The sequence below is a fragment of the Sphingobacterium sp. UBA6320 genome (assembly GCF_002440335.1).
Lineage (GTDB): Bacteria > Bacteroidota > Bacteroidia > Sphingobacteriales > Sphingobacteriaceae > Sphingobacterium.
Genome location: NZ_DJTA01000014.1, coordinates 123,809 through 147,814, shown reverse-complemented (window position 1 = coordinate 147,814; position 24,006 = coordinate 123,809). Strand labels below are relative to the sequence as shown.

The 24,006-nt window shown below is 33.3% G+C and carries 24 protein-coding genes; 13 read left to right on the top strand and 11 right to left on the bottom strand.

Annotated elements, in window-relative coordinates; genetic code table 11:
• Positions 1 to 50: 50 nt before the first annotated feature.
• Complete coding sequence (locus B3P23_RS08890) at positions 51 to 266, bottom strand: hypothetical protein (protein ID WP_293925409.1); 216 nt, start codon at positions 264 to 266, stop codon at positions 51 to 53.
• Between the two features lie 110 nt (positions 267 to 376).
• On the opposite strand from B3P23_RS08890, the gene B3P23_RS08885 reads away from it, so the two are divergent.
• The 3 genes from B3P23_RS08885 (at position 377) to B3P23_RS08875 (ending at position 2,272) form a co-directional block, all read left to right on the top strand.
• The gene (locus tag B3P23_RS08885) at positions 377 to 1,165 is read left to right on the top strand and encodes an XRE family transcriptional regulator (RefSeq protein WP_293925408.1); all 789 of its coding nucleotides are present in this window, start codon (positions 377 to 379) and stop codon (positions 1,163 to 1,165) included.
• Complete coding sequence (locus B3P23_RS08880; RefSeq protein ID WP_293925407.1) at positions 1,162 to 1,758, top strand: hypothetical protein; 597 nt, start codon at positions 1,162 to 1,164, stop codon at positions 1,756 to 1,758. The genes B3P23_RS08885 and B3P23_RS08880 overlap by 4 nt, the downstream gene beginning before the upstream one ends.
• A gap of 151 nt (positions 1,759 to 1,909) precedes the next feature.
• On the top strand, positions 1,910 to 2,272 hold the full coding sequence (locus B3P23_RS08875) for a helix-turn-helix domain-containing protein (RefSeq protein WP_293925406.1): 363 nt from the start codon (positions 1,910 to 1,912) through the stop codon (positions 2,270 to 2,272).
• 361 nt (positions 2,273 to 2,633) lie between these two features.
• Here B3P23_RS08875 and B3P23_RS08870 read toward each other — a convergent pair whose 3' ends face one another.
• Positions 2,634 to 3,857 (bottom strand): hypothetical protein, encoded by a 1,224-nt coding sequence (locus B3P23_RS08870; protein ID WP_293925405.1) that lies wholly within the window; start codon positions 3,855 to 3,857, stop codon positions 2,634 to 2,636.
• 223 nt (positions 3,858 to 4,080) lie between these two features.
• On the opposite strand from B3P23_RS08870, the gene B3P23_RS08865 reads away from it, so the two are divergent.
• The 3 genes from B3P23_RS08865 to B3P23_RS08855 all read left to right on the top strand — a co-directional run bounded on the left by B3P23_RS08865 (position 4,081) and on the right by B3P23_RS08855 (position 6,473).
• Positions 4,081 to 4,500, top strand: coding sequence for a helix-turn-helix domain-containing protein (locus tag B3P23_RS08865; protein ID WP_293925404.1), 420 nt, complete (start codon positions 4,081 to 4,083; stop codon positions 4,498 to 4,500).
• 454 nt (positions 4,501 to 4,954) lie between these two features.
• On the top strand, positions 4,955 to 5,524 hold the full coding sequence (locus B3P23_RS08860) for a DUF6088 family protein (RefSeq protein WP_293925403.1): 570 nt from the start codon (positions 4,955 to 4,957) through the stop codon (positions 5,522 to 5,524).
• Between the two features lie 4 nt (positions 5,525 to 5,528).
• A complete protein-coding gene (locus B3P23_RS08855; protein WP_293925402.1) occupies positions 5,529 to 6,473 on the top strand; it encodes a nucleotidyl transferase AbiEii/AbiGii toxin family protein in 945 nt (314 codons plus the stop codon).
• Positions 6,474 to 6,929: 456 nt separating this feature from the next.
• Here B3P23_RS08855 and B3P23_RS08850 read toward each other — a convergent pair whose 3' ends face one another.
• Positions 6,930 to 7,991 carry a linear amide C-N hydrolase gene (locus tag B3P23_RS08850; RefSeq protein ID WP_094773555.1) on the bottom strand — a complete coding sequence of 354 codons (1,062 nt, stop codon included), beginning with the start codon at positions 7,989 to 7,991 and terminating at the stop codon, positions 6,930 to 6,932.
• 377 nt (positions 7,992 to 8,368) lie between these two features.
• Between B3P23_RS08850 and B3P23_RS08845 the strand changes: the two genes are divergently transcribed.
• Both B3P23_RS08845 and B3P23_RS08840 read left to right on the top strand, forming a co-directional pair.
• Complete coding sequence (locus B3P23_RS08845) at positions 8,369 to 9,172, top strand: alpha/beta fold hydrolase (protein ID WP_293925401.1); 804 nt, start codon at positions 8,369 to 8,371, stop codon at positions 9,170 to 9,172.
• A gap of 175 nt (positions 9,173 to 9,347) precedes the next feature.
• Positions 9,348 to 9,566, top strand: a complete 219-nt coding sequence (locus tag B3P23_RS08840; protein ID WP_045756062.1) for a hypothetical protein — start codon at positions 9,348 to 9,350, stop codon at positions 9,564 to 9,566.
• A gap of 570 nt (positions 9,567 to 10,136) precedes the next feature.
• On the opposite strand, the gene B3P23_RS08835 is transcribed toward B3P23_RS08840, so the two are convergent.
• Entirely contained in the window at positions 10,137 to 10,997 is an 861-nt protein-coding gene (locus B3P23_RS08835; protein ID WP_293925400.1) for a DUF808 domain-containing protein, read from the bottom strand.
• A gap of 239 nt (positions 10,998 to 11,236) precedes the next feature.
• On the opposite strand from B3P23_RS08835, the gene B3P23_RS08830 reads away from it, so the two are divergent.
• The gene (locus B3P23_RS08830; protein WP_293925399.1) at positions 11,237 to 11,983 is read left to right on the top strand and encodes a metallophosphoesterase family protein; all 747 of its coding nucleotides are present in this window, start codon (positions 11,237 to 11,239) and stop codon (positions 11,981 to 11,983) included.
• Positions 11,984 to 12,023: 40 nt separating this feature from the next.
• Here the strand turns inward: B3P23_RS08830 and B3P23_RS08825 are convergent, their stop codons facing one another.
• From B3P23_RS08825 to B3P23_RS08805, 5 genes are all read right to left on the bottom strand, one after another.
• Positions 12,024 to 12,662, bottom strand: coding sequence for a peptidylprolyl isomerase (locus tag B3P23_RS08825; protein WP_045752225.1), 639 nt, complete (start codon positions 12,660 to 12,662; stop codon positions 12,024 to 12,026).
• Positions 12,663 to 14,324: 1,662 nt separating this feature from the next.
• Positions 14,325 to 14,696, bottom strand: coding sequence for a dihydroneopterin aldolase (gene folB, locus B3P23_RS08820; protein WP_293925398.1), 372 nt, complete (start codon positions 14,694 to 14,696; stop codon positions 14,325 to 14,327).
• A 150-nt stretch (positions 14,697 to 14,846) separates the two neighbouring features.
• Entirely contained in the window at positions 14,847 to 15,281 is a 435-nt protein-coding gene (locus tag B3P23_RS08815) for an FKBP-type peptidyl-prolyl cis-trans isomerase (protein WP_248754281.1), read from the bottom strand.
• Positions 15,282 to 15,477: 196 nt separating this feature from the next.
• Positions 15,478 to 16,350, bottom strand: coding sequence for an endonuclease/exonuclease/phosphatase family protein (locus B3P23_RS08810; protein ID WP_293925397.1), 873 nt, complete (start codon positions 16,348 to 16,350; stop codon positions 15,478 to 15,480).
• A gap of 127 nt (positions 16,351 to 16,477) precedes the next feature.
• A complete protein-coding gene (locus B3P23_RS08805) occupies positions 16,478 to 17,242 on the bottom strand; it encodes a DUF3050 domain-containing protein (protein WP_293925396.1) in 765 nt (254 codons plus the stop codon).
• Between the two features lie 421 nt (positions 17,243 to 17,663).
• Here B3P23_RS08805 and ppk2 point away from each other — a divergent pair, with 421 nt between their 5' ends.
• A complete protein-coding gene (gene ppk2 / locus B3P23_RS08800; protein WP_293925395.1) occupies positions 17,664 to 18,473 on the top strand; it encodes a polyphosphate kinase 2 in 810 nt (269 codons plus the stop codon).
• Between the two features lie 24 nt (positions 18,474 to 18,497).
• Here the strand turns inward: ppk2 and B3P23_RS08795 are convergent, their stop codons facing one another.
• Together B3P23_RS08795 and B3P23_RS08790 are read right to left on the bottom strand one after the other, a co-directional pair.
• Positions 18,498 to 19,178, bottom strand: a complete 681-nt coding sequence (locus B3P23_RS08795) for an outer membrane beta-barrel protein (protein ID WP_045756176.1) — start codon at positions 19,176 to 19,178, stop codon at positions 18,498 to 18,500.
• Positions 19,179 to 19,243: 65 nt separating this feature from the next.
• Positions 19,244 to 19,855 carry a WbqC family protein gene (locus B3P23_RS08790; protein ID WP_293925394.1) on the bottom strand — a complete coding sequence of 204 codons (612 nt, stop codon included), beginning with the start codon at positions 19,853 to 19,855 and terminating at the stop codon, positions 19,244 to 19,246.
• 90 nt (positions 19,856 to 19,945) lie between these two features.
• On the opposite strand from B3P23_RS08790, the gene B3P23_RS08785 reads away from it, so the two are divergent.
• The 3 genes from B3P23_RS08785 (at position 19,946) to ligA (ending at position 23,994) form a co-directional block, all read left to right on the top strand.
• Positions 19,946 to 20,812: a lysophospholipid acyltransferase family protein gene (locus tag B3P23_RS08785; protein ID WP_094773550.1), complete on the top strand. Its 867-nt coding sequence runs from the start codon at positions 19,946 to 19,948 to the stop codon at positions 20,810 to 20,812.
• Positions 20,809 to 21,840 carry a glycosyltransferase family 2 protein gene (locus B3P23_RS08780; protein WP_045756173.1) on the top strand — a complete coding sequence of 344 codons (1,032 nt, stop codon included), beginning with the start codon at positions 20,809 to 20,811 and terminating at the stop codon, positions 21,838 to 21,840. Before B3P23_RS08785 ends, B3P23_RS08780 begins: the two co-directional genes overlap by 4 nt.
• A 120-nt stretch (positions 21,841 to 21,960) precedes the next feature.
• Positions 21,961 to 23,994: an NAD-dependent DNA ligase LigA gene (gene ligA, locus B3P23_RS08775; RefSeq protein WP_293925393.1), complete on the top strand. Its 2,034-nt coding sequence runs from the start codon at positions 21,961 to 21,963 to the stop codon at positions 23,992 to 23,994.
• Positions 23,995 to 24,006 lie beyond the last annotated feature (12 nt).

The following is a 24,006-nucleotide window of genomic DNA, read 5'->3' as shown; positions in this document are numbered from 1 at the left end:
AAAATTTTAAATTTTTAGCTCAGTGTTCACAGCATTGAGCTTTTTTGTTATTAATTATTCAACAATTCCTCATTTGTTTTTAGTAATTCCTCTCTCAAAACGATCAATACGCTCTCAAGAGTAAGATATTCACTATTATCGTTAAGATATCGCTGTACAGTTGGATAACTTTTTTTTAAAGCGATAGCGATTTTATTTTTCAAAACATTATCACTTTTTATCGCTTCCACTACGCTTTCACGCAATCTTATATCTTGTTGTGGCATATTATTTGTTATTTTTGCTCTCAAATATGATAACAAAAGTAATATCACTTTGCGATATTTCAAAATATTTTGCGATTTATTTTATCGCAAAATTGATAAAACATAGATAAATGACTGTTAATCAGGATAATAAAATTAAAGAAAGAATTAAGGAACTTCGGAAGCTTTTAAAGCTCAATCAGAAAGACTTAGCTTCTCAATTAGGGTACGCACAATCTACAATATCTGAAATAGAGAAAGGTGTAAAAAATCCAACAGAGCGATTTTTAATATCACTTTGTGATAAATTCAACAGTAGACTAGAATGGTTAACGACTGGAGAAAAGCCTATATTCAGACCAGAAGCTGAAAATAACGCCAAGCCTATTAGTGATATTTTTCAAGTTGATGCAGATTTGTCCTACAATAAATACATCGATATTGGCGATGGCACTATGCTTATGTTAACTCCTTTGGTAAATGAATATGCTTATGCTGGTTATTTAACAGGATATAAAGATCCTGAATTTATAGAAGAACTCCCGACACACCCTATTTACGTGAATAAATTCCACAAAGGAAACTACCAATCATTTACAGCTATTGGAGATAGCATGACAAGTACAGATGAAGATACCATTCAAGACAATATTTACCACGGAAACATTGTAACCGGGCGTGAAATCATAAAAGATCACTGGAGATCACATTTACACACGCATGCTTTCCTTGATTATGTCATTGTTCATAAAGATGGGATTCTAATCAAAAGAGTAATTAAACATGATACCGAAAATGGAATTTTAACACTACATTCTCTTAATGAAAACAAGGATATGTACCCTGACTTCAATGTTTCATTAGATGATGTATACCAAATATTTTCAATTGTAGAAGTTCACCAAAAACGAAAAAGATGAAGAAAACAATTATAGTTATTGCTTTAGCATCAATATGTCTAAGCTGTAGCAACACGTCAACAAAAAGCACAGATAGTGCCGATAGTGTAAAAACTTCAATAATTGATACCGCAGCAGCAAATATTGCATATGGTTCAATAAATTTTGGAATTTCTGAAAAAGAATTTAAAAAGCTTCTTCCAAATACCTTCAATACGGTCGGCAGTTATGAGTATGCATTTTATCCAACATTTAAAGATGATAAGCTTTATTTGCTAGAAATAGCTTCAGTATCTAAACCCGCTACAGAAATTGAAAGTTCCTTAGAGCCTTTAGCAGAAAATCTTCTTAAGGTACTCACCAATAAATATGGCCCAGCAACTGAAAGCAGAGCAAAATTAGATTTTTTTGATTTCAAGCCAGGAACTATTCAATGGCAACACTATTGGAAGATTCATACTAAAACCTTGAAAATTGGCATTTCAGAAAATTCAACTGGTGGAACTTATAGAACTCTCCTTTGGATTTACGACGAACCAACATTTGATAAAATAAAAAAGGAAAATCTAGCTTCTGATGAGGCCCAAAGATTAAAGGATTCCGAAAAATTCTAAATGATGTCAAAAAAGAAGGTCAAATCAGATTTAGAAAAATTTGGAATATCCGTACATCTTCATCAAGTAAAGAGAGAAATAACTAAAGAAGATCTAACCAAAGATTTAGTAAAAGAGATAGGTAATAAAATAAGTATAACTGATAATAATAATGGACGAGAATTTAATAACTGAGGAAGCTAGAAGATTTAAAGCTTTCCGACTTGCTGAAGGGATGACTCAAGAGGAAATTGGGGAAATTTTGAATTTGACAAAATCTGCCATTGGAAAAATTGAAATCGGAATTCGTAGAATTTCTGTTGATCACGTGAAGTTATTACACCAGAAAAAATCCATGTCATATGAATGGTTTTACCATGGGAAAGGAAATAGAATTCACACTGCCAAAGATGAAAACTTAATCAAGGTTACAACAGATTTACGTAATCAGATTGAGCTTATGAGTCAAAAACTTGACTCACAAGACAGAGCTATTAAAAAGATTTACAGGGACTTTTACAACAAAACAGATTAGTTTAATCCTGTCAAAAAACAGACAAAATGAGTCAAAATTCAGCTAAAAAACTCAACCCCATATTAGACAAAGAATTTATTATCAAACGGTTAAATAAGTGCGAGAATCCTGGACGAGAGTTCGAATCTCTCCGGCTCCACAAATAAAACCGCATTCAGAAGATCTGAATGCGGTTTTATTATTTTAGGAGAAAAATAATAAATTAAAAAAATCTCAATTGATCCCCTTGTTCAAGTCAAAACAGGAAAAAAATAGCACAAAAACTACAAGAAATCGGATATCGACCAAGCAGTTATAACCTGTTGAAAAAATATTAAATATTTCTCTTTTCCAATATTATTAGTGTTTTTATAAACATCTGTTAATGTAATAGGAAGTGATTAAATTGCCCAGAGGCCTTTTTAATTTTCATCTCTAAAAACATGAGATAACATGTTTTAATGATTAACTCTAAATCTTTAATGCTGCACATGGAGAAATAAACCGAACTAGATATATCACAAACCTTTTGTTTAACCATTAAATCTATTGCTTTTTCATAAGCAAACACTTTCCATTCTCTACCAAAAAGTTGAACGATTAGATTTTCAAGGTTAGTAGGTGAATCCAATTCTATGTCGCTAATTAAAGCTTTAATTTGAGTGTGGAGATCATTAGTTTCATTCAGATCCCGAACAACATCAAAGACTTCAGTCCATTCTTTTGGAAGGATCTCACATTGAATATTCATCCATACCGTACGTATCATTATTCTAAAATCTCTACCCAGATTATAATATTCATTGTTCGAGAGTGATTTTACTTCATCTTCTAAAATTGGTTTATATAATGTATTTAAATCGGAGATATAATCTTCAACCGATTTTTCGTCAAATATATGTGCCAGCCAGAAGTATGGATTAAAATGCTCTAGACCATCCACATCCATATCTTGGTATGCTGTCCGACTGTATAATAAATGTACCGTAGGTATATTTACGGCCTGATCTAGAAAACCGGACGTGCTAAATAGATAAAGGGATTCTATAAGACGATTTAAAAATATCTGTGTTTTTAAAGGATTATGATCAGCACCAAAATAGCCCCAAATATTACTATCATCCTCGGTAACATAAAGCCAATCATCTAATAGCTTTAACCAACTAACCACAGATATTTCATTATAAAAATCGTTTAATACTTTATAAATATCGGCAGCATCAACGATGGATAAATTTGTAATATCTCCATAAAATCCACTTAAACCAAAATTTCGTTGCCTAAATTGTGGAGTCTGCAATGATTCTTTTAGATACAGCGGGTTTTTTATAAAATTTATGGACTCAACATCAAAACGTAGTTCGTATCGATGATTTTGAAATACCAACTCCCAACCAAAATTCACAAGAAATTTTAGCTTTTTAATAAGTTTGCTATAATCCTGCTTGGCAGGCTGTTCACTAAGTACTTCGATAGTTAACTGATTTAAGTCTCTTTTAAGTTTACTAAGTTTGGTTTTTTCGAAAAATCTATTCAACTCGGATTGCTGGCTTTCAATTATATGCTCCTTTTCTGCATAATGTTTGATATGATATTTTGTTTCCATAAGTTATATAATTAGCTTTATTTGTTATTTGACTAGAATCATAATTATTTTGCATATGCATAATTGTTTAATTTTAGTTCATATCAAAGTTCAGAAGAGTATTAAGCATAACCAATCCCCAAAGTGGCATATATTATTCCATTAAGCGTATAAAATATCCGTGTTTAATTTTTAAATTAGTTTCATCAGATAGAAACAGTTACATATCTTTGTTATCATAAGAATGGAAATGGAAAAGACAAATCAAGTTCACGAAGGAAGAAACATTAAACGTTTCCGCGAAATGTTAGGTATCAAACAAGAAACACTAGCTTATGAACTAGGTGATGGTTGGACTCAAAAAAAGGTTTCACAACTTGAGGCTAAAGAAAGTATCGAGAAGGACATATTAGAGCAAGTTGCCAAAATCTTAAATGTTAGCTCAGAAGCAATCCAGCATTTTAACGAGGAGTCTGCAATAAATATTATTTCCAGCACATTCCACGACAACGCTTCTGGTGTCAACTACAAATGTGAGATGACATTCAATCCCATTGAAAAACTCATCGAATCTCATGAAGAAAACAAAAAGCTCTACGAACGCCTTCTCGAATCCGAAAAATCTAAAGTAGAACTTTTAGAAAAATTATTGAACAGCAAATAAGCTAGTCTTTATATATCAATTGTGCAACGGGGAGTTGCACAATTAAAAACACATCTCTTTGTCAGCAATAAATATAATCACTTCATGCTATATTGCCCGACTTTTGCCCCACTATCGCATCTTTTGCCCCATCATCTTATACTATATGCATGAGAAATAGTCTCTACCCAACCTAAAAAATAATCACCTGTATCATTTGATGCGATTAATAAGCAATTCAATTTAAAATTTTCAAGCAAATGCTCATCAGGCTGTTACTTTAGGTGAATTTTGTTTGTTATGGGGATTAGAAGTTGAGCATATACATAAATTGATCTAATCTATAAACCACAAAGCCATAGACAATCTACAAAATTGAACAGAATGCTTAAATACAGCGTTTTAAAAACCAAATACTTAAAAATTTTAAATTCATTTTGCATGAAATTTGAATTTTATTTCATACATTTGAATCATGTATAAGCTGGATAACTTACGGAAATCAATACGAAAAGGACAAGTATATCGTAGAGAAGATTTAGCAAAATCATCAAAATCAATAGATCGTGATTTAGCTAACTTAGTACAAGAAGGCAGTCTTAAAAAACTAGCTCAAGGCCTATACTATGCACCTAAAAAAACTGCTTTCGGAGATTCCGCTCCTGAAGAGAGAGATGTTATAAAGAAATACCTAAAAGGAGACGATTTTTTGATAACATCCCCTAATTATTACAATTCATTAGGATTAGGAACAACACAGCTCTATAATAGTAAAAGTATATACAATCATAAAAAACATGAAGATGTCAAACTTGGCAATAAGGTTTATCAATTTAGACGTAAGCCCAAATTCCCCAAACAGCTGTCATCCGAATACTTAGTTATCGATCTATTAAACAATATAAAAAGCTTGGGTGAAGACGAGCAGATCCTAATCCATAATCTAAAGTCAAAGGTACAGCAACTTAATAAAGAGCTTCTTAAAAAGAATGCTGATAGATATGGATCTATAAAAGCTAAAAAAATAATAAATGAATTAGTATAGAACTATGTATCTGCATCATCACAAAAACTTCAAAGATCTACTACTTGCAGAATCTGAAGCTAGAGCAATAGATCCGATACTGATCGAAAAAGATTATTGGATTATGCACTGCCTATACGGCCTAAAAACATTAGGCTTTCGGTTTGAATTAAAAGGGGGTACTTCCCTATCAAAAGCATATAAAATAATTGATAGATTTTCAGAGGACATTGATATCCATATTCATCCTGATGCAACATTGGGAATAAATGAAAATCCTAAAAATACCAATACAAACAATGTTGCCAAGAGACTAAACTTCTACAACAGCTTGGCAGATGAAATCAAGATAGATGGAATTGTAGCTGTTGAAAGGGATACTGTCTTTGACGACACTGATTATTATCGAAGCGGAGGAATAAGATTAATTTACAACTCCTTTTTTAACGCATTGCCAGGATTAAAAGAAGGAATTTTATTAGAAGTAGGATTTGATAATGTAGCCCCAAACAGCCCAATGAATATATCATCATGGGCATTTGACAAGGCGCTAGGAGCATCGATTGATTTAATAGATAATAGAGCCCTGCAAATTCCATGTTATGATATGCGTTATACCTTTGTAGAAAAACTACAAACTATAGCAACCAAATTTCGGAATATGCAAAGTTCCGGGGATAATCAAGTGAACTTCATGCGCCAATATTATGATGTATATCAACTACTTAATCAACAAGAAGTAATAGATTTTATCGGCACACCCGAATATTTAGCCCATAAACAACGTAGATTCCCTAGTGTAGATTTCGGAATTCCTCTTTCTCAAAATCAAGCTTTTTTATTAGAAGACACCAAAGTAAAACAACAACTTGGTCAATTATATATTAACAGCAGTGCACTTTATTATAATGGCCAAGTGGATTTACAATCCATACTTGATTTATTTAAGATATACCTCAAAGATTTATAATAACTAAACAAAGGAAAACAAAAGAACTACACCAGACTTTATAAATTTGACAAATATAAGTTGTAAAATCAAAAAGGCATTGGATAACATGACCTGACTAAAAATAAAACAATAACCTACTCAAAAACATAAACTTAGCCAACCATATTTACTACATCCAATGCCATATTAACATGTTTATTTCGTATATTTGTTTAGTAATAAGACATAGGGAATTTAGGAAAATGCCTTAGCGAGACCAAATCGAGACCTTGCAAAAGCACGACTTATAAAAGATATTAAATCAGCGAGTTACAGGAAAGGTTCGAATCTCTCCGGCTCCACAAAAAGAAAAGCTCAACTTAGGTTGGGCTTTTCTTTTTTAGTGGATTAGAGCACTCGAATAGAGAATTTTGTATTTCTATACGATTAGAGCTAACAATTGGATTTAGCTGAATATCTTATTTTGAATTCAATTTATATTCCCTGAAATACAAAAGGTTTAGCATCTAAAAACTTGCCCGATGTTTCACCCGCATAGATTTGGTTCTGATCCAGTGCCAATTTCTTTACTTTTGCATTATTACTGAAATCCATTTTTTTCAAGTCTACCCAGATCGCATTTGGACTGAGCGCATCTTCAAAATAGTACACAAGATTTTTTTGGTCTGAAACTGTTCTCCATCTTGTTGTAGATAGATTGGGAAAACCTTCGGTAGATATACCATAAGGTACAGAACATTGTCTGATGACACTAAATGCACCAGCTAAAGCTATTCGAATGTCGTCCGTTTGTGGAATGGCTTTGATATAATAAGATGCCCTTACATAGCGATCAGCAGCCCTATTTGTACCAGGAAGAAATATATTGCCCGGAATTCCTTTCCAATATTCATTGATTGCCAATTGTTCTTCAAATATAGGATCATTGGTCATTACGGTATAAGAAGGATCATGATGGATAACTAATTTTCCATTTATATATTCCAAAATAGCATTGTCCCCAGTCGCATCTGACATGGAAAGATGTACAGTCGTAAACTTATCAGTCCCTGGAATAAAATCTGTAACGACAACAAATTCTTCTTTACTAAAATGAGCTACAGCCTCTGCTACGGTAGCAAAATTATCTAATGCATATTGAGCCCACAATGAAACTGACAATCCTTTTTTACCTGTACCCTCTTTCGAAAATTCAGGATACTTTGAACTTACTAGCCAAAGTAAATTCGCAACCAACCCCTTTTCATTCATACCGTCAGATACGGCAATATCCCACGAACTTGTCGTCATACTACCATATTTAGAAGTCCATTTTACTGTATTTTTTCCAGTACTCCCATCACGTTCCATATTTCTCGGAAATAGCCACAAATTAGAGGGAATTGGAATTGAAAAATCCATACTGCGAGCTGTGAGGATTGTGTTATTTGGGCCTTTATAAACAACTCTCGTACAAGCGTCTGCTTGATTAAATGAAGACAATCCTACCGCAACTAGCAGTAAAGTCCTTCCAATTTGTTTGATACATCTTTTCATTCTTACTTATATTATTTGATGAAGTTTTTTAGTTTTTAGACGATAAATGAAAAATAAATACAACAGATCCTATTCAAAACGAAGTACCAAAGCAATTTAAGAATAATTTTTTCTATTAAAAAGAAACTAAACATAGATATTGAAAAAACAATTGAAGAAAAGTTATTTTTAAGCAATTCCATTGACAATAAGATTAATAGGGTTTCACAAGATTATTGAAAATCGCCATTAATTCAATCATCCACTAACTATGTGTAAACCAACTATAACATCACTCCACTTTATTTAATCGGTTAATTTGATATAACCCCACTTGGATATCATACAAATGAACAAATTTATCTAAGTTTGAACAATGGTGACATATAAAACATAATATGAAAATAATGTATTCGCTTATCACAGCAATGATGATGCTATTTCAAGCAGCCGCTATTGGTCAGACGATAGATACACTGGTAGATGTAGGTAGTCACAAACTACATTTTAATATCAAAACCGGCGCAGGAATACCTATTATATTTGAATCTGGAGCTGGTAATGATGGCTCTGTCTGGACAGAAATATGTAAAAGGCTAAGTCAACGAATCGAGGCACCGCTCATAACCTACGATCGTGCCGGATTTGGAAAAAGCGAAATTGACACAAACAACATCAATATCACAACTGAGGTCAAAGATCTAGATTTAGCGCTCAATAAATTGAAGTTTACGGGAAATTATTTCTTTGTAGCCCACTCATTAGGAGGAAATTATGTTATGAAATTTATCTCTAATAACCCGAATAAAGTTAAAGGCGCAGTGTTTATTGACATCGTAAGTCCTTATTTTATGACTTCGCAACGAGCCACCTATACGAAAAATCTATTCATAGATAGCATTGCAGCAATTAAAAAGGAAAGTATAGGATTTTATCATCTTGTTCTAAACTATGAAAATACTAGTGAAGTAATGCGCAAAGTTGCACCTGCAGTCAAAACACCGCTTACCATCATCGCCTCTGGAATCACTCCATTTGAGGGAGAAGATAGACAACAATTTAAAAATGGATTAAAAAGATTTGCATTGGATAATAAAAATCGCACCTATATTTTAGCCGAAAATGCGGAACATTATGTTTTCTATGACGATCCGGAATTAGTGACTCAAGAAATTATAAAACTTTATCAACTGGTCAAATAAAAACAAATCACATCAATATTGATGCCTTTAATGCCCATCCAAACATAAAAAAACGCTCAAAATATGCATATGCAATAAATCCAATAGAAAGTAGTAGTCTCGATAATTTAATTGTTTAAAGAGGTTTCCTGCTGAAACATAAAAGCAGTTATTAGAAAATGTTTAACTTTATAAAATGCACACTGAATTTGAAAAGCTAATTATAGACTCACTCCTTAAAGGAAAGACACAACAAGAAATTTCAATTGAGTTAAAAAACAAAGGGGTAGTTCCTTACAGCCTATCTTCCATTGAAAAAACGATGAATGATCTTAAACGTAAACATCAAGCAACGACTTTATTTCAATTAGGAGCTATAATCACCCTAAAAAGATATATTCATAAAAAAGAGTAGGTATGATCCTACTCTTTTTTATGAATATAAGCTCCTTTCTTCACATCAAAAAATTAAGATAAAGAAATTTGAGATACTGCTGTTTTATGATTCTTTTTTCATTATACCACATTTTACACAAAACCAAACCGGGTATTTATTATCTACTTCGCGTGCTTCCCACTTATGGTAACATTTGAAGTATACTTTGTATAAAAAAACAATTATTAATATAAGAATAATGAAGGCTAGCAGGTACAGAAGGTTGAACATGATTAAAATAGTTAAATGCATGATGTGATTATCTAAAAAAGTAACGCACATATTTCATTTATGTTTTATGTATCTGAGGATAAATTTTAAACATCCCCATTTAGTATATTATGTTGATACTAAAAACTTACTATTTACAATCACCATTAACCCTGCTCCATCAATTGTCCATTGCGTATTTTTTTATCGATATAAAACAATAATTGAAGCAGCATCATTCTTTTTAAAGAGAGCTACTTAATTCTCTCTAACCTATTCACGGTTGACGACCTGTAACATAGATATAATCCGTCAATCATAATAATAGCATCAATTAATTCATTTTTTAGCGAAAACCCTTTTACCAACAGTCATCAGCAAAACCGCCAATAAACCCGCTACTACCCCATAACCGACCTGTTTTACCATAGATGGGACATTAGGAAGAAAATGATGTAAATAATCAATATTATGATCAAAAATACCACCGGATACTAATATCAATGCGATAGTTCCAACCACTGCCAATAATTTAATGACAATGGGTAAAGAATTTACTAACAGATATCCAAATTTTGAAACAACCCCCTGATTGTCTGATCGTTTAATTAATCTATATCCGGCATCATCCATACGGACTATCAAAGCTACGATACCGTAAACACCGATTGTCGCAAATATAGCGACCACAGATACCGTTAAAATCTGAATGGTTAAACTTTCATTCAATACTGTCCCTAGAGCTATAATAACGATCTCAACCGATAATATAAAATCAGTTGTAATCGCAGATTTAACTTTTACTTTTTCTAGCTCCGTATTATTTTCTTCATTTTCAACAACCACTTCATGTCCAGTTTTTTGCCTATGAAACAGGTATTCTATGATTTTTTCAACACCTTCATAGGCTAAATAGATACCGCCTATAATCAGAATAAATTTAATTGCAATAGGAAAAAAAACATTAAGCAACAAGGCTATCGGTACAATTATAACTTTATTAATTAATGAACCTTTTGTAATGGCCCATAATACTGGAATTTCACGAGAAGAGAGGAATCCAGTTGCTTTCTCCGCATTTACGGCCAAATCATCACCTAGAATTCCTGCGGTCTTACTCGCAGCAATTTTACTTGTAACCGCAACATCATCCATTAAAGCAGCAATATCGTCCAATATTGCAAATATACCTGAAGCCATATGTATTTAAATATTTAAGAGGGCAAAATATAAAATGATTTCGAATTTCATTTATATTTTCTAATTTTTATTTGAAGTGGAAAAAAAACGATGGCTTTAATGGCTATTGTTAGCCCTATGAGCGTTCAAAAAAGTGCTATATTAAAAGTTAAAAACAACTACAAACAGCTATTAAATCTGTAAAAAACACCATAAATACTTGATCTATTACGTTACTTTTATTACCTCTAAATGATAAGATGATACAGATAGCGATTTTTAGCGATATACACGGCAATCTACCAGCATTGAAAGCCGTATTAGAAGATATTGACGCAAGAAAAATTGGGTACACCTATTGTCTCGGCGATCTAGTGGATTTTGCTCCCTGGAGTAATGAAGTAATCGAATGTATCCGATCAGAAAAGATCCCGTGTATCATGGGAAATCACGATGAACGTATTGCATTTGACTATCCGGTAATACCTTTGGAAAAGCATGATGAAAAAGAAACAGCTTGCCGCATACAAGCCATTAATCACTCTAAAAAGATCATAAATGAAGAAAACAAGCTATATTTAAGTCAGCTTCCATATTCAATGCAATTCGATTTTAAAGTAAAAACCAAAAATTGGCGTATCCAGTTGGTGCATGGTAGCTTAAAAAGCAATGAACAATACCTCTACGAATCAGAGCCAGACATCACTTTTAAACAGATATTCGACGAAACAAATGCTGACATATTGATTATGGGCCACACGCATATTTCTTATATCAAACCTATTGCTAACAAATGGGCCATGAACACCGGTTCGGTCGGCCGTTCAAAGGAAGAAATTAGAGATGCCACTTATCTCTTGTTGCAACTATTAGAAGATAAGATACAAGCTAAAATCATCCGTATCCCTTATGATATTTCAGCGGTAACGAATGCAATAAAAGGCAGTGGAATACCTGATTTTTATGCTGACTTTTTACGATCACCACAGATCAATACAACGATATAGCGCCATCCATTTATAGAAGAATGGGCGAGGTATCAAAATCTTAATCTTTAATTTCTGATAGTTCAAAGCGAACTTGCTGCAACGGATAATCTTGAGAGTCTGTTTTCACTTTACTGATTTTTAAAATCACATCCAAACCTTCGTAAATTTCTCCAAACACGGTGAAATCATGATCTAATCGAGGCTGCCCCCCAATTTTTAAATAAGTTGAACGCTGATCAGCTGTATACTTAATATTCTTTTTCAATTCCAAAGCATCAAGTTCACTTGCTGTTATCTTTTTACCAACTACAAAATAGATTTGATTCAGGAAAGATGCCTTTTCTGAATTACCATCTCTTCCTGCCCCCAAAGCTCCAACTTTGTGAAATGCGCTTTCGTTAAATTCTGGAGCAAGACGTGGTTTTTGCTTTGTTGGATCTGCAGCCTCACGCTTTTCAATATCAATATCATGCTCTCCCCCCTGCACCACAAAATCCGAAATAATGCGATTGAACAAAGCATCTTTATAAACTTTTGCCTCAATAGATTTTAAGATAAGATCACGATGTTCGGGGGTATAATCATATAAAAGAACTTTAAAGTTTCCGTAATCCGTTTGAAATAATAAACGATGTGTTTGACTTTTTCCAACTAATACAACGAACAAACATAAAAGTAAGAGTATGAATTTTTTCATAAAATAAAATTTGAATGAAGGTAATTCATTTTTTAATAAATATAAAACAACACTCCAAATATTAAAGGCAACTTCATCAATCCTACTATTTAGATACCTTATTTGAAATCATCGTATCATTACAAAAGCCAAGAACTGCCCACCTTCATTCACTTTTTATACCCGCATGAGATATTACCATTTATGACATCAAAATTTTAAGATAATTATGATTGAAAAAAGCATAATTATGCGTTAACTTAATAGTTGATAAACCGAAATAAGTTATCCATTTTTTTATGAAAAAAATATAAACAATAACTTCACATAAGATAATATAAAAATTTGAAAAACAAATTTATTGTATTTATAATTATGAAATTCGCAATGCTATTTTTAATTAAATTACGCTAACTTATATGACCCATGTATTTTTTATAAATCTTTTGCTCTCCAATATGAGAAATACTAAAAATAATAGCAATAAAAATAACGTTGCAATTATAGATACAGATATATGCAAAAACAACTTTAAATAACTGACAATGAATACATAAAAACATTAACACCCACATCAATACTCATTAGCCTTAGTTATGATATAAATTAAAGTAGAGCTTTTAAGTTTGTGACAGGACTATTAAGGACACAAATCAGGCATATAGCTGATTCATCTTTCAAAAAAAACATCTTCAACTAGATATTAGAATCAAATTTGATTCCGATATTCCAGTAGTATATTGTTGCAACAGATGGAATAAAATTTACATTATAAAACACTACAAACCAGATGTAAAGCATAAAATATATAAACCTTTAGTTTTATCATAAAATTTATCATTTAACTTATTTTTTTCAAAAACTGTAAATAATCATCCTTTCTAGTCTTGCATGGCTCATTAAAGAAACGATATAATTTAATGACCTAAGTATGCGGCCTATCACCTACAAAAGTCCAAGCTACATGTCACGTGATCTTAGCAATTCAACTCAACAATTTTAAGGCCCTATGTAAGCTTATCTTTTCACTTCGAACACCAGAGTAAGCCTTTAGGTAAATAATACGATATATCGCCTTATTTACACCTTAATTCAAAAAAGACAAATAGAGAAGTTGGCTTAAGATGTTATTAAGCTCACATTACGAATAACTTCTATTTTAGATTTTGATTTCATTTAACCTACATTGATGGACATTTCGAATGATAAAAAATTGTAAAATTAAACTGAAATATCCTTCAAAAAAATGTTCATGATCACTGAGCTCAAACTATCCAAAACATCGTAAATACAAATAAAATACTCAATTACAAACACATACAATCAATATATAAACTAAAAGATGATATAAGACAACCATTAATCAATAACATTGAAAAATAAATCCTATCTGCCTACTGCTAACCTGTGATATATTGAGGCAACAGCTACCTCTTCAAAAAATATGTGATAAATAAGAATTTTAAATTGTTCTCACTACCTAGATCCCTCCCCCCACCCCTTCCTTGCTGACATCAAACATAAAAGATAGGACACAAAAAAAGACAAGAACTAATCTAGACCTTGTCTTTGATGATGTGTTGAACCATGCCTACTATACCAATATCCGTCATCTTCTTAAAAACAGACGAGACTGTTTGTTTAAAGAGATATCACTTTCATTGATGATCTTTGTCCGCTTTATCAGCAAGATGAGCTACAGTAACGAACGGCAACTTTTGAATGAGCAGAATCACCACCAAAAGGGGGATTCAATTTTTTAATAGATACATCGATTGTTTTCGCAAAAGAAAATTTTGCATGGATAGCTTTCAAAATTTCATGAGCCGCCGACTCCAAAAGTTTACGTTTACGTTTCATCACCTGATGGATAATTTGATATAAGATCTCGTAATTAACAGTCTTATCTAAATTTTCATGATCATCGATTCCTGCATCAAAACTTACTACAGCATGTACCAAAAATTCATTTCCTAAGATCTGCTCTTCCTCGTAAAATCCTATGGGAGCAAATACACGAACATCTTCCAAAGAAACGGTTTGCAATATTTTCATACTACAAACCTATATTTTTATTCTGAATAATGCGAGATATGAACGCATTAAAAAAGCTTAAAGATTAATTATGATGGCAAGTAACCTTGTTGAGCATGCTCATTGAAAGATTTTATAGCAAAACCAGAGCACCGTGTGTCATCACTTATTCTAATGAACAGAAACCAATTCTACTTCAAATATTAATACTGCATTTCCACCAATTTCTTTTGAAACACTCAATTCACCATACCCTAGCGAAGCTGGAATAAACAACCGCCATTTACTACCTTCCTTCATCAATTGCAAGGCTTCGGTCCAACCAGCGATGACCTCGTTAACAGGAAACGAAGCAGGCTTTTTACGTTTCTCTGTAGAATCAAAGATAGTACCGTTGATGAGCCGGCCTTCGTAAAAGCATTTGACACTATTGGTCAATTTTGGGCTTTTACCTGTTCCTTCCACAATGATTTCATACTGCAAACCCGACGGTAAACTAATAACTGTATCCCGCAGCGCATTTTCCTTAAGAAACACTTCGCCCTCAATTAAATTTTTTTTAGCCTCTAAGCGTAACTTTTTCAAATATCCTGTTGCGTTAGCCATATATTTTTCTTTCAAAATTATAGAATTTGTTTTATACACAATAATATTTTAAAGCTATATAACACAGATTCATTCTTTATCATAATTTTACACTAGTTCAGATGATCTCCTCCCCCATTCCTATACCTTCTCCGTTCCTATACCTTCTCCGTTCTTGAGCATTTATATCTAAACTCAAAAAAATAGCAAGTATCCGCTACTCATTTATCATCCAATCGAAAACAACAGAAACCGGCCAATGATCCGATAACGGTTCTCCCAATTTATCTACAAACTTTTCGCGTTCCACTTCATATTTTTTTGGCATCAAAGTGATCTGTTCATTGCTTCTAAACATGATTTTATCAATCGATTCGGATTCATTATCGATATCCATAATATCCATACATAAAAATAAAGGATCTATCGTAGGCATCACATCATCACGCTCGAGCATTATCCAGCTATCTTGCAAATGCGTCTTAACCATAAATTCTTCTAGATTGTCTTCTGAAAAAGCAAAATGGGAATTGAAATCTCCGGCGACTATGATAGCTTTTCCAACGGAATGTTTATTGATATAATTTGCCAACTGAAGATAATTTGCTCTTCTAGCTTTTGCAGCCCTAGGGTGATCCTGTGAATTGGCATGAATATTATAAAAATCAACCGCAACGCCCAAAGCAAGATGCATCGTACAATGACTAAAGCCCTTTGGAGTCAATCGATCAGAACCGGTCCTATTCTGCCATTCGACCCGCTTAAAATTGGTGATCGGATATTTAGACAAACTATCCAGTCCATCACCAAATATAGCTAATCCCATACTGATCGTACGATAAGGATGCAAATTACCGCTTTGGTACAAATAATAGTTATAATTAAAGTCCTCTTGAATATGGGCGACATCAAAATCATTCACGAGCGACCCAATATGTGCAATACTAGAAGACCGATCTGTTTTAGCAGATGAGATTACTTGAGGAAGTCCCGCGATATTATAGGTAATAACAGAAAAATTGCCCGATTTAGCATCGAGCAATTCATATTCTTTTTCTTCGATAAAAACACGGACTCTTCTTCTTGTCAAAGATTTCCATACTTCTAGTATGTATTGAAAAAACATAAGTGCTTATAACTAGTCTATTGATCTATGACAAATATAGAATGCTTATATTAAATTACAATAATCCTATAATTAAACTTCCATCAATCATTTATAACGCCGAATCAATCGCATCCCACAATTTAATTCTCTTTTCTAAGGCTAATTTAGAAACTTCTTCAACTTGCTTCCACTTCGAAGCATCATCACCACAGAGTTCCATAATCATCTTCATCGCCAGCGGCCCATGTTCATCACCATCCAACTCGATATGTCTCTCAAAGTAGTACAATAGTTTTTCTAAATTAGAGTCTGGAAAATTGAGCTGGATCTCTTTCAGTATCGATGAAAACATATCGGGAATCAAATCTTCGCGACCAAATGTGAATGCTGCAGCGATCTCATGTGCGCTACCATTTTCGATAACATCAAAAGTAAATGCCAAAAACTGTTTTATATTGGGGTGCAAAGCACTATCTTCGATCACCTGCAATACAGCGGAACCTGCATATACCTGTTCCAAAAATTGATTAATTTCATGGCTATCCCCTCCCAGCGCATGCAACGCATCCAGATACATCTCAAAGTGACTTAATCTTCTACCGTCGATATACTCATCCGATTCCTCAGCAACAACAATTTCATTAATTAAATATCTCGTGTTGGGAAATTTTGAAGGATACCATGGAGTAGTTGTACAGGTTAGTTTTTGTTGCAATGCCTTTAATAGCGACATAAAATCCCAAACTGCATAGATATGTCCCTGCATAAAAACCTGCAGATCTTCAATAGTTTTTATTTTAGAATAAAGAGGATGGACAAGGAGTTGATTTCTTTCGACCGCAATATAGGCATTAACGTTTTTAATGTGTTCCATTTCTAATGATTTGAACGCAAAAATAGGTTCTCAAAATGAGAACTCCTCAGTTTAAAAAAAAATTGACTTCCTATTTACATACGTTACTTAAAAATAGAAAAGCTTGAAGTGGGGAACCTCAAGCTTATCGTTAGCCATATATTAACCTATTTTATGAAAAGTATTTGTAATTAAAACGACCGCATTTTTGAATTATTGTGCTTCGTTATATTTTTTTTAAAAAAATTATTTTTTAAATCTCATTTTAAAAATAATTTATGCTCTTACAGATCCCTTTGCGAGCACATGCTTTTATTATATAACGTGATATGTGACCGTTTATTATTTGTTTAAAATAAATAATGCAATATGCAAGTTACTTTAAACTTCTCCCGTATATTTATTGTTATAGCATTGTCACATACATTAAAGCACCATCAATATGGCAGATTTCAATTTAGAAGATTTCGTAAACATTTTAAACAACAAAGAGGTTTTTCAATACTTAATCGATCAAAAGGTAATTAAGGAAAAAAAGTTTTTAGAAACATATGAATATGAAAAAGAATTACATGAGTTACAAATTGAGCTCACGTCAATTCAAAATAAAGTCATTAAAGAAAACAAACGTGTCCTGATTATTTTCGAAGGAAGGGATGCGGCAGGCAAAGGTGGTACTATAGAAAGGTTAGTTGAATATTTAAATCCTAAAAAACTACGTGTAGTGAGTCTACCCAAGCCTTCAGCAGAAGAATCCACCCAATGGTATTTTCAACGTTACTTCAAGCAGCTGCCCAATGCCGGCGAGATCGTATTCTTCGACAGAAGCTGGTACAATCGAGCAGTAGTCGAGCCCGTTTTTGAATTTTGCACCCAAGAACAGCACAACCTGTTTTTAAAACAAGTCAATGAAGTCGAAGAGCTGTTGATACAAGACGGTATTATCTTAATCAAATTTTTCTTAACCATCTCTAAAGAAGAGCAAGCTAAAAGATTGGAGGAAAGAAAAACTGATGTCCTTAAACAATGGAAAATTGGACCGCTAGACCAACAAGCTCAGGAAAAATGGAATGATTACACCAGCTATATCAAAACATTATTTAAATCTACTGGAACAAAGCTGTCACCATGGATTGAAATTGAAACGGATAATAAGAAAAAAGCCCGTCTAGAAGCCTTTAAGATTATTATCAACCAAATCTCAGATCAAAAAGGAGAAAAATTAGAAGATTTTGTTAAAATCCACAACTAAGATCCGTTCATGGAAAAGAGCATTTTATTGCTGCTCTTTTCCACTAATTGACCCTTCCACACCGATTACTTTAATCACCTTATCACCTAATCCTGTTATATCAGACTTTAGTCCAACCATGACAGTCATAATATTGATGGGTGTTTCTTGAATTTTATTAAAAGAATGCAGATAGCCGATTTCCAAACCGAGGAAAAAACCATTGAAACGATAGTCAGCACCAACACCTAATTTACCAGAAAAAGAAAATTTCTTCTGGTTTTCAATTTTAGCAATATTATTCATCGCATCCACCTTTACCCTAGGTTCGGTCAGCAAACCCACGCCGGGACCTGCATAAGCATAAGCATTCAATTTTTTCAGTTGCTTACGAATGCCTCCTGCCAATGAAAAAGTGTAAAAATTAGCATTTGCATCCTCGATCTTAAAAGGATATTGATTATCCTGAATTTTTTGATCATAATCAAAAGACAATGTATATAAAGCAGGATAAAGATAATATTTAGGATTTTTTAAAGAAATGTCCAATCCTAAACTACCAGAGAATTTTGGTGATAAAACCTCTTTAGTCTTACCCAACGGAAAGCCCATACCTGTCCCTCCAAAATAGTAAACCTTACGATAATGTAAAGTATCGACACCAGATTGAGCAAAAACAGAGCAACACAAAAACAGACAAAAAATAGTCGTTAAAATTCTCTTCATAAAAAATGAATCTATTATTGCAAAACAATAATAGGATCGAAAAGTTTTGTACAAGCTTAAATATATTAAAAATAATTTTTTGATTGCGGACCCTGGCTAAACAATAAATCCACAATACTTAAGTCTGGATAAAAGCCATTCTTCTCTTCAAAAACCTGATAATAAGGTTTAGGATTTAATAGAAGGCTTTCTTTCTTAGGATGAATACGATCTCTAAAATCCAACGCATCGGGCACTGCTTTAAAATACTCATCTGTAAAAGACAATTCACGTTTCAATTTTAATGACTTTAATAAAAGTTCTAATTGAGCAATATTGAAATCAAATAAAAAGTCAAACTTTTTCGTGTAAAATTGAGCAAAATCATCCTCGTAATATTCAAAATAGGCAGAATTTCGATAGGCCGCCTGCAGGCTTAACCAATGCAACCTTTGCCAATCAAATTCATAAGAAATTCGTTTTTCAGACATTGGAGAACGTTCTCTTTTACTATGCTGAATAGGTACAATCAATTCCTGTATACCATTCGCAGTCGCAATACGTGCTCTTGATCGATAGGTTTGTTTTTGGAAATTATCGAACTTCTCAATCAAAATAGGCAACGTATTTTGTTGAATACAATGAAAATAAGAAACTGGGGGTAAGTAGCAAGTCGTTAATAATAAATGAGTTGACATAAAAATCGTTGAATTTTACTTTATCTAGGGCAAAAATAACTTAAATTAGGGATATTTGCAGTTAAGATTTACAATAGTTACAAAGTATACATGAAACAAAAAGCACTATCAGCACTTTTATATCTCTTCGCTTTGCTGCCGTTTTGGTTCATCTATCTTTTATCTGATATTTTATACTATATCTTATATTATATTATTCAATATCGTAAAGATGTCGTATTTGAAAACCTTAAAAACTCTTTTCCAGAAAAAAGTAAAAGTGAAATCGTCACGATAGCCAAGAAATTTTACCGTTTTTTTCCAGATCTGCTTTTAGAATGTCTAAAATTTAAGACCATCAGCCGTGCAGAAGTTAACCGGAGAATTACACTTGAAGATGAACACGAATTAAAAAGACATCTCGAACAAAATAAAACAGTCATCGCCGTTACCGCCCATTATTGCAATTGGGAATATGGAATCCATCGCTTAGGTGCTATCACAGAAGCACCCACCCTCATCGTATACAAACCACTCAATAATAAAATCATTGATCAGGTCTACAATGAAGTTCGTGCTCGATTTGGAGCTATTATGGTACCCATGAAACAAATCGTGAGACATTTGGTTAAACTAAGAGGTCAGCCAAGTGTGAGTGTTTTTGTTGCAGATCAAGCCCCATTATATTCGGACGCTGATTATTTTTTGCAATTCCTAAATCAAGAAACTCTTGTCTACACGGGTGTCGAGCGCATTTCTAAAATGACTAATGGACCTGTTGTATTTTGCCATATTGGAAGAAAAGAAAAAAGAGGATATTATTTTTGTAAATTCACAACATTAATTGAAGATCCATCTTCATATTCAGATAAGGAAATTACTCATATTCACAATGCTTTTACGGAAAAAATCATCCGCAAAGAACCCGAGTATTGGCTTTGGACCCACAGAAGATGGAAAAGAAAACGTAGAAAATGAAAAATTACCCTAAAGTAGCTGTAGTTATTTTAAATTGGAACGGGAGATTTTTCTTAGAAAAATTTTTACCTTCCGTATATAACAGCAGTTATCCAAATATTGAATTTATAATCGGAGACAATGCATCTACAGATGACTCATTATCATTTGTTCGTGCTTCATACCCAAAAATTACCATACTAGAAAACACCGAAAACTATGGTTTTGCAGGTGGATATAACCACATTCTATCACGTGTTGACGCAGATTATTTTGTTCTGCTCAATTCTGATGTAGAGGTGACCACAAATTGGATCGAACCTGTTATTGACATGTTGGAACGAGATGACAAGTTGGTTGCGGCACAACCTAAAATACTTGCCTTCCATAATAAAGCAAAATTTGAACATGCAGGAGCTGCAGGAGGATATCTCGATCGTTTTGGATTCCCTTTTTGCTGCGGTCGTATCATGGATAAGGTAGAATATGATTTGGGTCAATATGATGAAGCCAAAGAAATATTCTGGGCATCAGGAGCGGCTTTATTCATAAAGAGCCATGCCTGGAAAGAAGCAAAGGGACTAGATGAAGATTTTTTTGCGCATATGGAAGAAATAGATCTGTGCTGGCGCTTGAAAAAAATGGGGTATCGTATCGGATATTGCCCAGAATCAACAGTTTACCACGTCGGTGGCGGAACCTTAAATGCGAGCAACCCTCAAAAAACGTATTTAAATTTCAGAAATAATCTATATATGCTCCAAAAAAACCTACCGATTGGTCAGGTATTTACAACCATATTTATAAGAATCTGGTTTGATTTTATTGCATTATTAAAATTTCTTTTTGACAGAAAGTTTAAAGATGCTTGGGCAGTGAGCCGGGCTCATCAATCTTTCTTCCTTAATTTTTTCAAAAACGCTAAAAAAAGAAACAACCATACCGGAATAGAAAATAAGACCGGTCAATATAAAAAATCAATAATCACTGATTATTATTTAGATAAGAAGCAAAAATTTTCAGACTTAGATCAAGATTGCTTTTTTTAAACGTCTTTATTTACAGCAAATAAAAACGCATAAAAATGCAGCTCTTATTCATAGCTGCATTTTTTATTAATTTCTATTCGCAAATTGATTAAACGTACTTTTTATTTGTAAATTCGCAACATGTCATCCATGGATATTGAACAAAAAATAACTGCACTAACGCAGGAGCTCAACCACTATAACTATCAGTATTATGTGTTGGCGCAAAGCCTGATTTCAGATTATGATTTCGATCAAAAATTAAAGGAGCTTCAAACATTAGAATTACAATACCCTGAATTTGCTGATCCCAACTCACCTACGCAACGAGTAGGTGGAGATGTAACTTCTAAATTTGAAACAGTCAGACATCGTTGGCCGATGCTGTCACTAGGTAATACCTATAATCAAGATGATCTTCGTGATTTTGATCAAAGGGTACGCAAGATAATAGGTGACAACTTTGAATACATCTGTGAGTTAAAATTTGATGGCCTATCTATAAGCCTTACTTATCAACAAGGTAAACTTGTTAAAGCTGTAACTCGTGGAGATGGTACACAAGGAGACTTAGTGACCAACAACATCAAAACAATTAGAAGTATCCCTATCCACTTAAAAAAAGGTCACTATCCCGAAGAGTTCGAAATAAGGGGTGAAATCTTTATGCATAAAAATGCCTTTTTAAGATTAAATGCCGAAAGAGAAGAAAACGAAGAACAAACCTATGCCAATCCGCGTAATTTTGCTGCAGGAACAATTAAATTACAAGACTCCGCAGAAGTAGCTAGAAGACCTTTAGACTGTTTCTTATACTTTTTGTACTGTGACAATAGAAACAAGCTATTTCACAACCATTGGGAAAGCCTTCAAGCTGTAAAAGAATGGGGATTTCACGTTTGTGAACATACACTAAAATGTCAATCGTTAGATGATGTTTTTGGTTTTATTGATTATTGGGATGAAAAAAGACACGATCTAAGTTATGAAATCGATGGTATTGTAATTAAGGTAAATGACTATGGCGCACAAGAAGAATTAGGTTTTACCGCTAAAAATCCACGTTGGGCGATTTCATATAAATTCAAAGCAGAGCGTGTAGAAACACAGTTGACATCCATCAGTTACCAAGTCGGACGTACTGGAGCAGTTACTCCCGTTGCCAATTTAAAACCTGTAAGTTTAGCTGGTACCACAGTTAAAAGAGCTTCTTTGCATAATGCCAATGAAATCGCAAGACTTGATCTCCATGAGGGCGATACTGTTTTTGTCGAAAAAGGAGGTGAAATTATCCCCAAGATCATTGCGGCAAATGAAGACAAAAGACTTCCAAATGCTCCAGCGTATGTTTATCCAACACATTGTCCAGAATGTCACACAGAACTCATCCGCCAAGAAGGCGAAGCTGTTCATTATTGCCCCAATGAAGATGGATGCCCCCCTCAGATTATTGGAAAAATGCAACATTTTATCGGTCGCAAAATGATGGATATAGAAGGACTTGGTGATGAAACAATAGAAACGTTTTATAAAAAAGGAATTCTCAAAAATGTTGTTGATATCTATGGGCTAAAAGACCATGTAGATCAATTACAGCAATTAGATCGTTTCGGACAGAAGTCCATTGACAATATGCTGAAAGGGATCGAGAAATCCAAAGAGAAACCATTTGAAAAATTACTTTTTGCATTAGGGATTCGACACGTCGGAGAAACAATAGCTAAAAAATTAGCACAACATTTCAAGACCATCGATGCCATTAAAGCAGCCTCAGTTGAAGAAATCGCGATGGTGCAAGATATAGGGATCCGAATTGCAGCAAGTATACATGAATACTTACACATCCCAGCGCATGAAGAGTTAATCGCAAAACTAAAATCTTATGATTTACAGTTTGAAATTGAAGAGAAAGAAGTAATTTTGGATAGTGAAACTTTGGTCGGCCAAACATTTCTCATATCTGGCGTATTTATAAATCACACGAGAGAACAACTCACCGAGCTTATTGAAAGCAATGGTGGCAAAATGGTATCGAGCATTTCAGCAAAATTAAGTTATCTCGTAGCAGGCGACAAAATGGGTCCCTCAAAATTAGCAAAAGCAGAAAAACTAAATATTAAGATGATCAATGAAGATGAATTATTAGCTTTGATCAACAATACAACAAGTATATAAATTAAATATTAA

Coding starts and splice junctions, on each gene's coding strand:
- B3P23_RS08855 (WP_293925402.1), top strand. CDS start 5,529: ATGTATCTGCATCATCACAAAAACTTCAAAGATCTACTACTTGCAGAA.
- B3P23_RS08785 (WP_094773550.1), top strand. CDS start 19,946: ATGAAACAAAAAGCACTATCAGCACTTTTATATCTCTTCGCTTTGCTG.
- B3P23_RS08860 (WP_293925403.1), top strand. CDS start 4,955: ATGTATAAGCTGGATAACTTACGGAAATCAATACGAAAAGGACAAGTA.
- B3P23_RS08885 (WP_293925408.1), top strand. CDS start 377: ATGACTGTTAATCAGGATAATAAAATTAAAGAAAGAATTAAGGAACTT.
- B3P23_RS08870 (WP_293925405.1), bottom strand. CDS start 3,857: ATGGAAACAAAATATCATATCAAACATTATGCAGAAAAGGAGCATATA.
- B3P23_RS08865 (WP_293925404.1), top strand. CDS start 4,081: ATGGAAATGGAAAAGACAAATCAAGTTCACGAAGGAAGAAACATTAAA.
- B3P23_RS08825 (WP_045752225.1), bottom strand. CDS start 12,662: ATGAAAAAATTCATACTCTTACTTTTATGTTTGTTCGTTGTATTAGTT.
- B3P23_RS08780 (WP_045756173.1), top strand. CDS start 20,809: ATGAAAAATTACCCTAAAGTAGCTGTAGTTATTTTAAATTGGAACGGG.
- B3P23_RS08845 (WP_293925401.1), top strand. CDS start 8,369: ATGAAAATAATGTATTCGCTTATCACAGCAATGATGATGCTATTTCAA.
- B3P23_RS08830 (WP_293925399.1), top strand. CDS start 11,237: ATGATACAGATAGCGATTTTTAGCGATATACACGGCAATCTACCAGCA.
- B3P23_RS08850 (WP_094773555.1), bottom strand. CDS start 7,991: ATGAAAAGATGTATCAAACAAATTGGAAGGACTTTACTGCTAGTTGCG.
- B3P23_RS08840 (WP_045756062.1), top strand. CDS start 9,348: ATGCACACTGAATTTGAAAAGCTAATTATAGACTCACTCCTTAAAGGA.
- B3P23_RS08815 (WP_248754281.1), bottom strand. CDS start 15,281: ATGGCTAACGCAACAGGATATTTGAAAAAGTTACGCTTAGAGGCTAAA.
- B3P23_RS08880 (WP_293925407.1), top strand. CDS start 1,162: ATGAAGAAAACAATTATAGTTATTGCTTTAGCATCAATATGTCTAAGC.
- B3P23_RS08790 (WP_293925394.1), bottom strand. CDS start 19,855: ATGTCAACTCATTTATTATTAACGACTTGCTACTTACCCCCAGTTTCT.
- B3P23_RS08795 (WP_045756176.1), bottom strand. CDS start 19,178: ATGAAGAGAATTTTAACGACTATTTTTTGTCTGTTTTTGTGTTGCTCT.
- B3P23_RS08835 (WP_293925400.1), bottom strand. CDS start 10,997: ATGGCTTCAGGTATATTTGCAATATTGGACGATATTGCTGCTTTAATG.
- B3P23_RS08875 (WP_293925406.1), top strand. CDS start 1,910: ATGGACGAGAATTTAATAACTGAGGAAGCTAGAAGATTTAAAGCTTTC.
- B3P23_RS08805 (WP_293925396.1), bottom strand. CDS start 17,242: ATGGAACACATTAAAAACGTTAATGCCTATATTGCGGTCGAAAGAAAT.
- ligA (WP_293925393.1), top strand. CDS start 21,961: ATGTCATCCATGGATATTGAACAAAAAATAACTGCACTAACGCAGGAG.
- B3P23_RS08890 (WP_293925409.1), bottom strand. CDS start 266: ATGCCACAACAAGATATAAGATTGCGTGAAAGCGTAGTGGAAGCGATA.
- ppk2 (WP_293925395.1), top strand. CDS start 17,664: ATGGCAGATTTCAATTTAGAAGATTTCGTAAACATTTTAAACAACAAA.
- folB (WP_293925398.1), bottom strand. CDS start 14,696: ATGAAAATATTGCAAACCGTTTCTTTGGAAGATGTTCGTGTATTTGCT.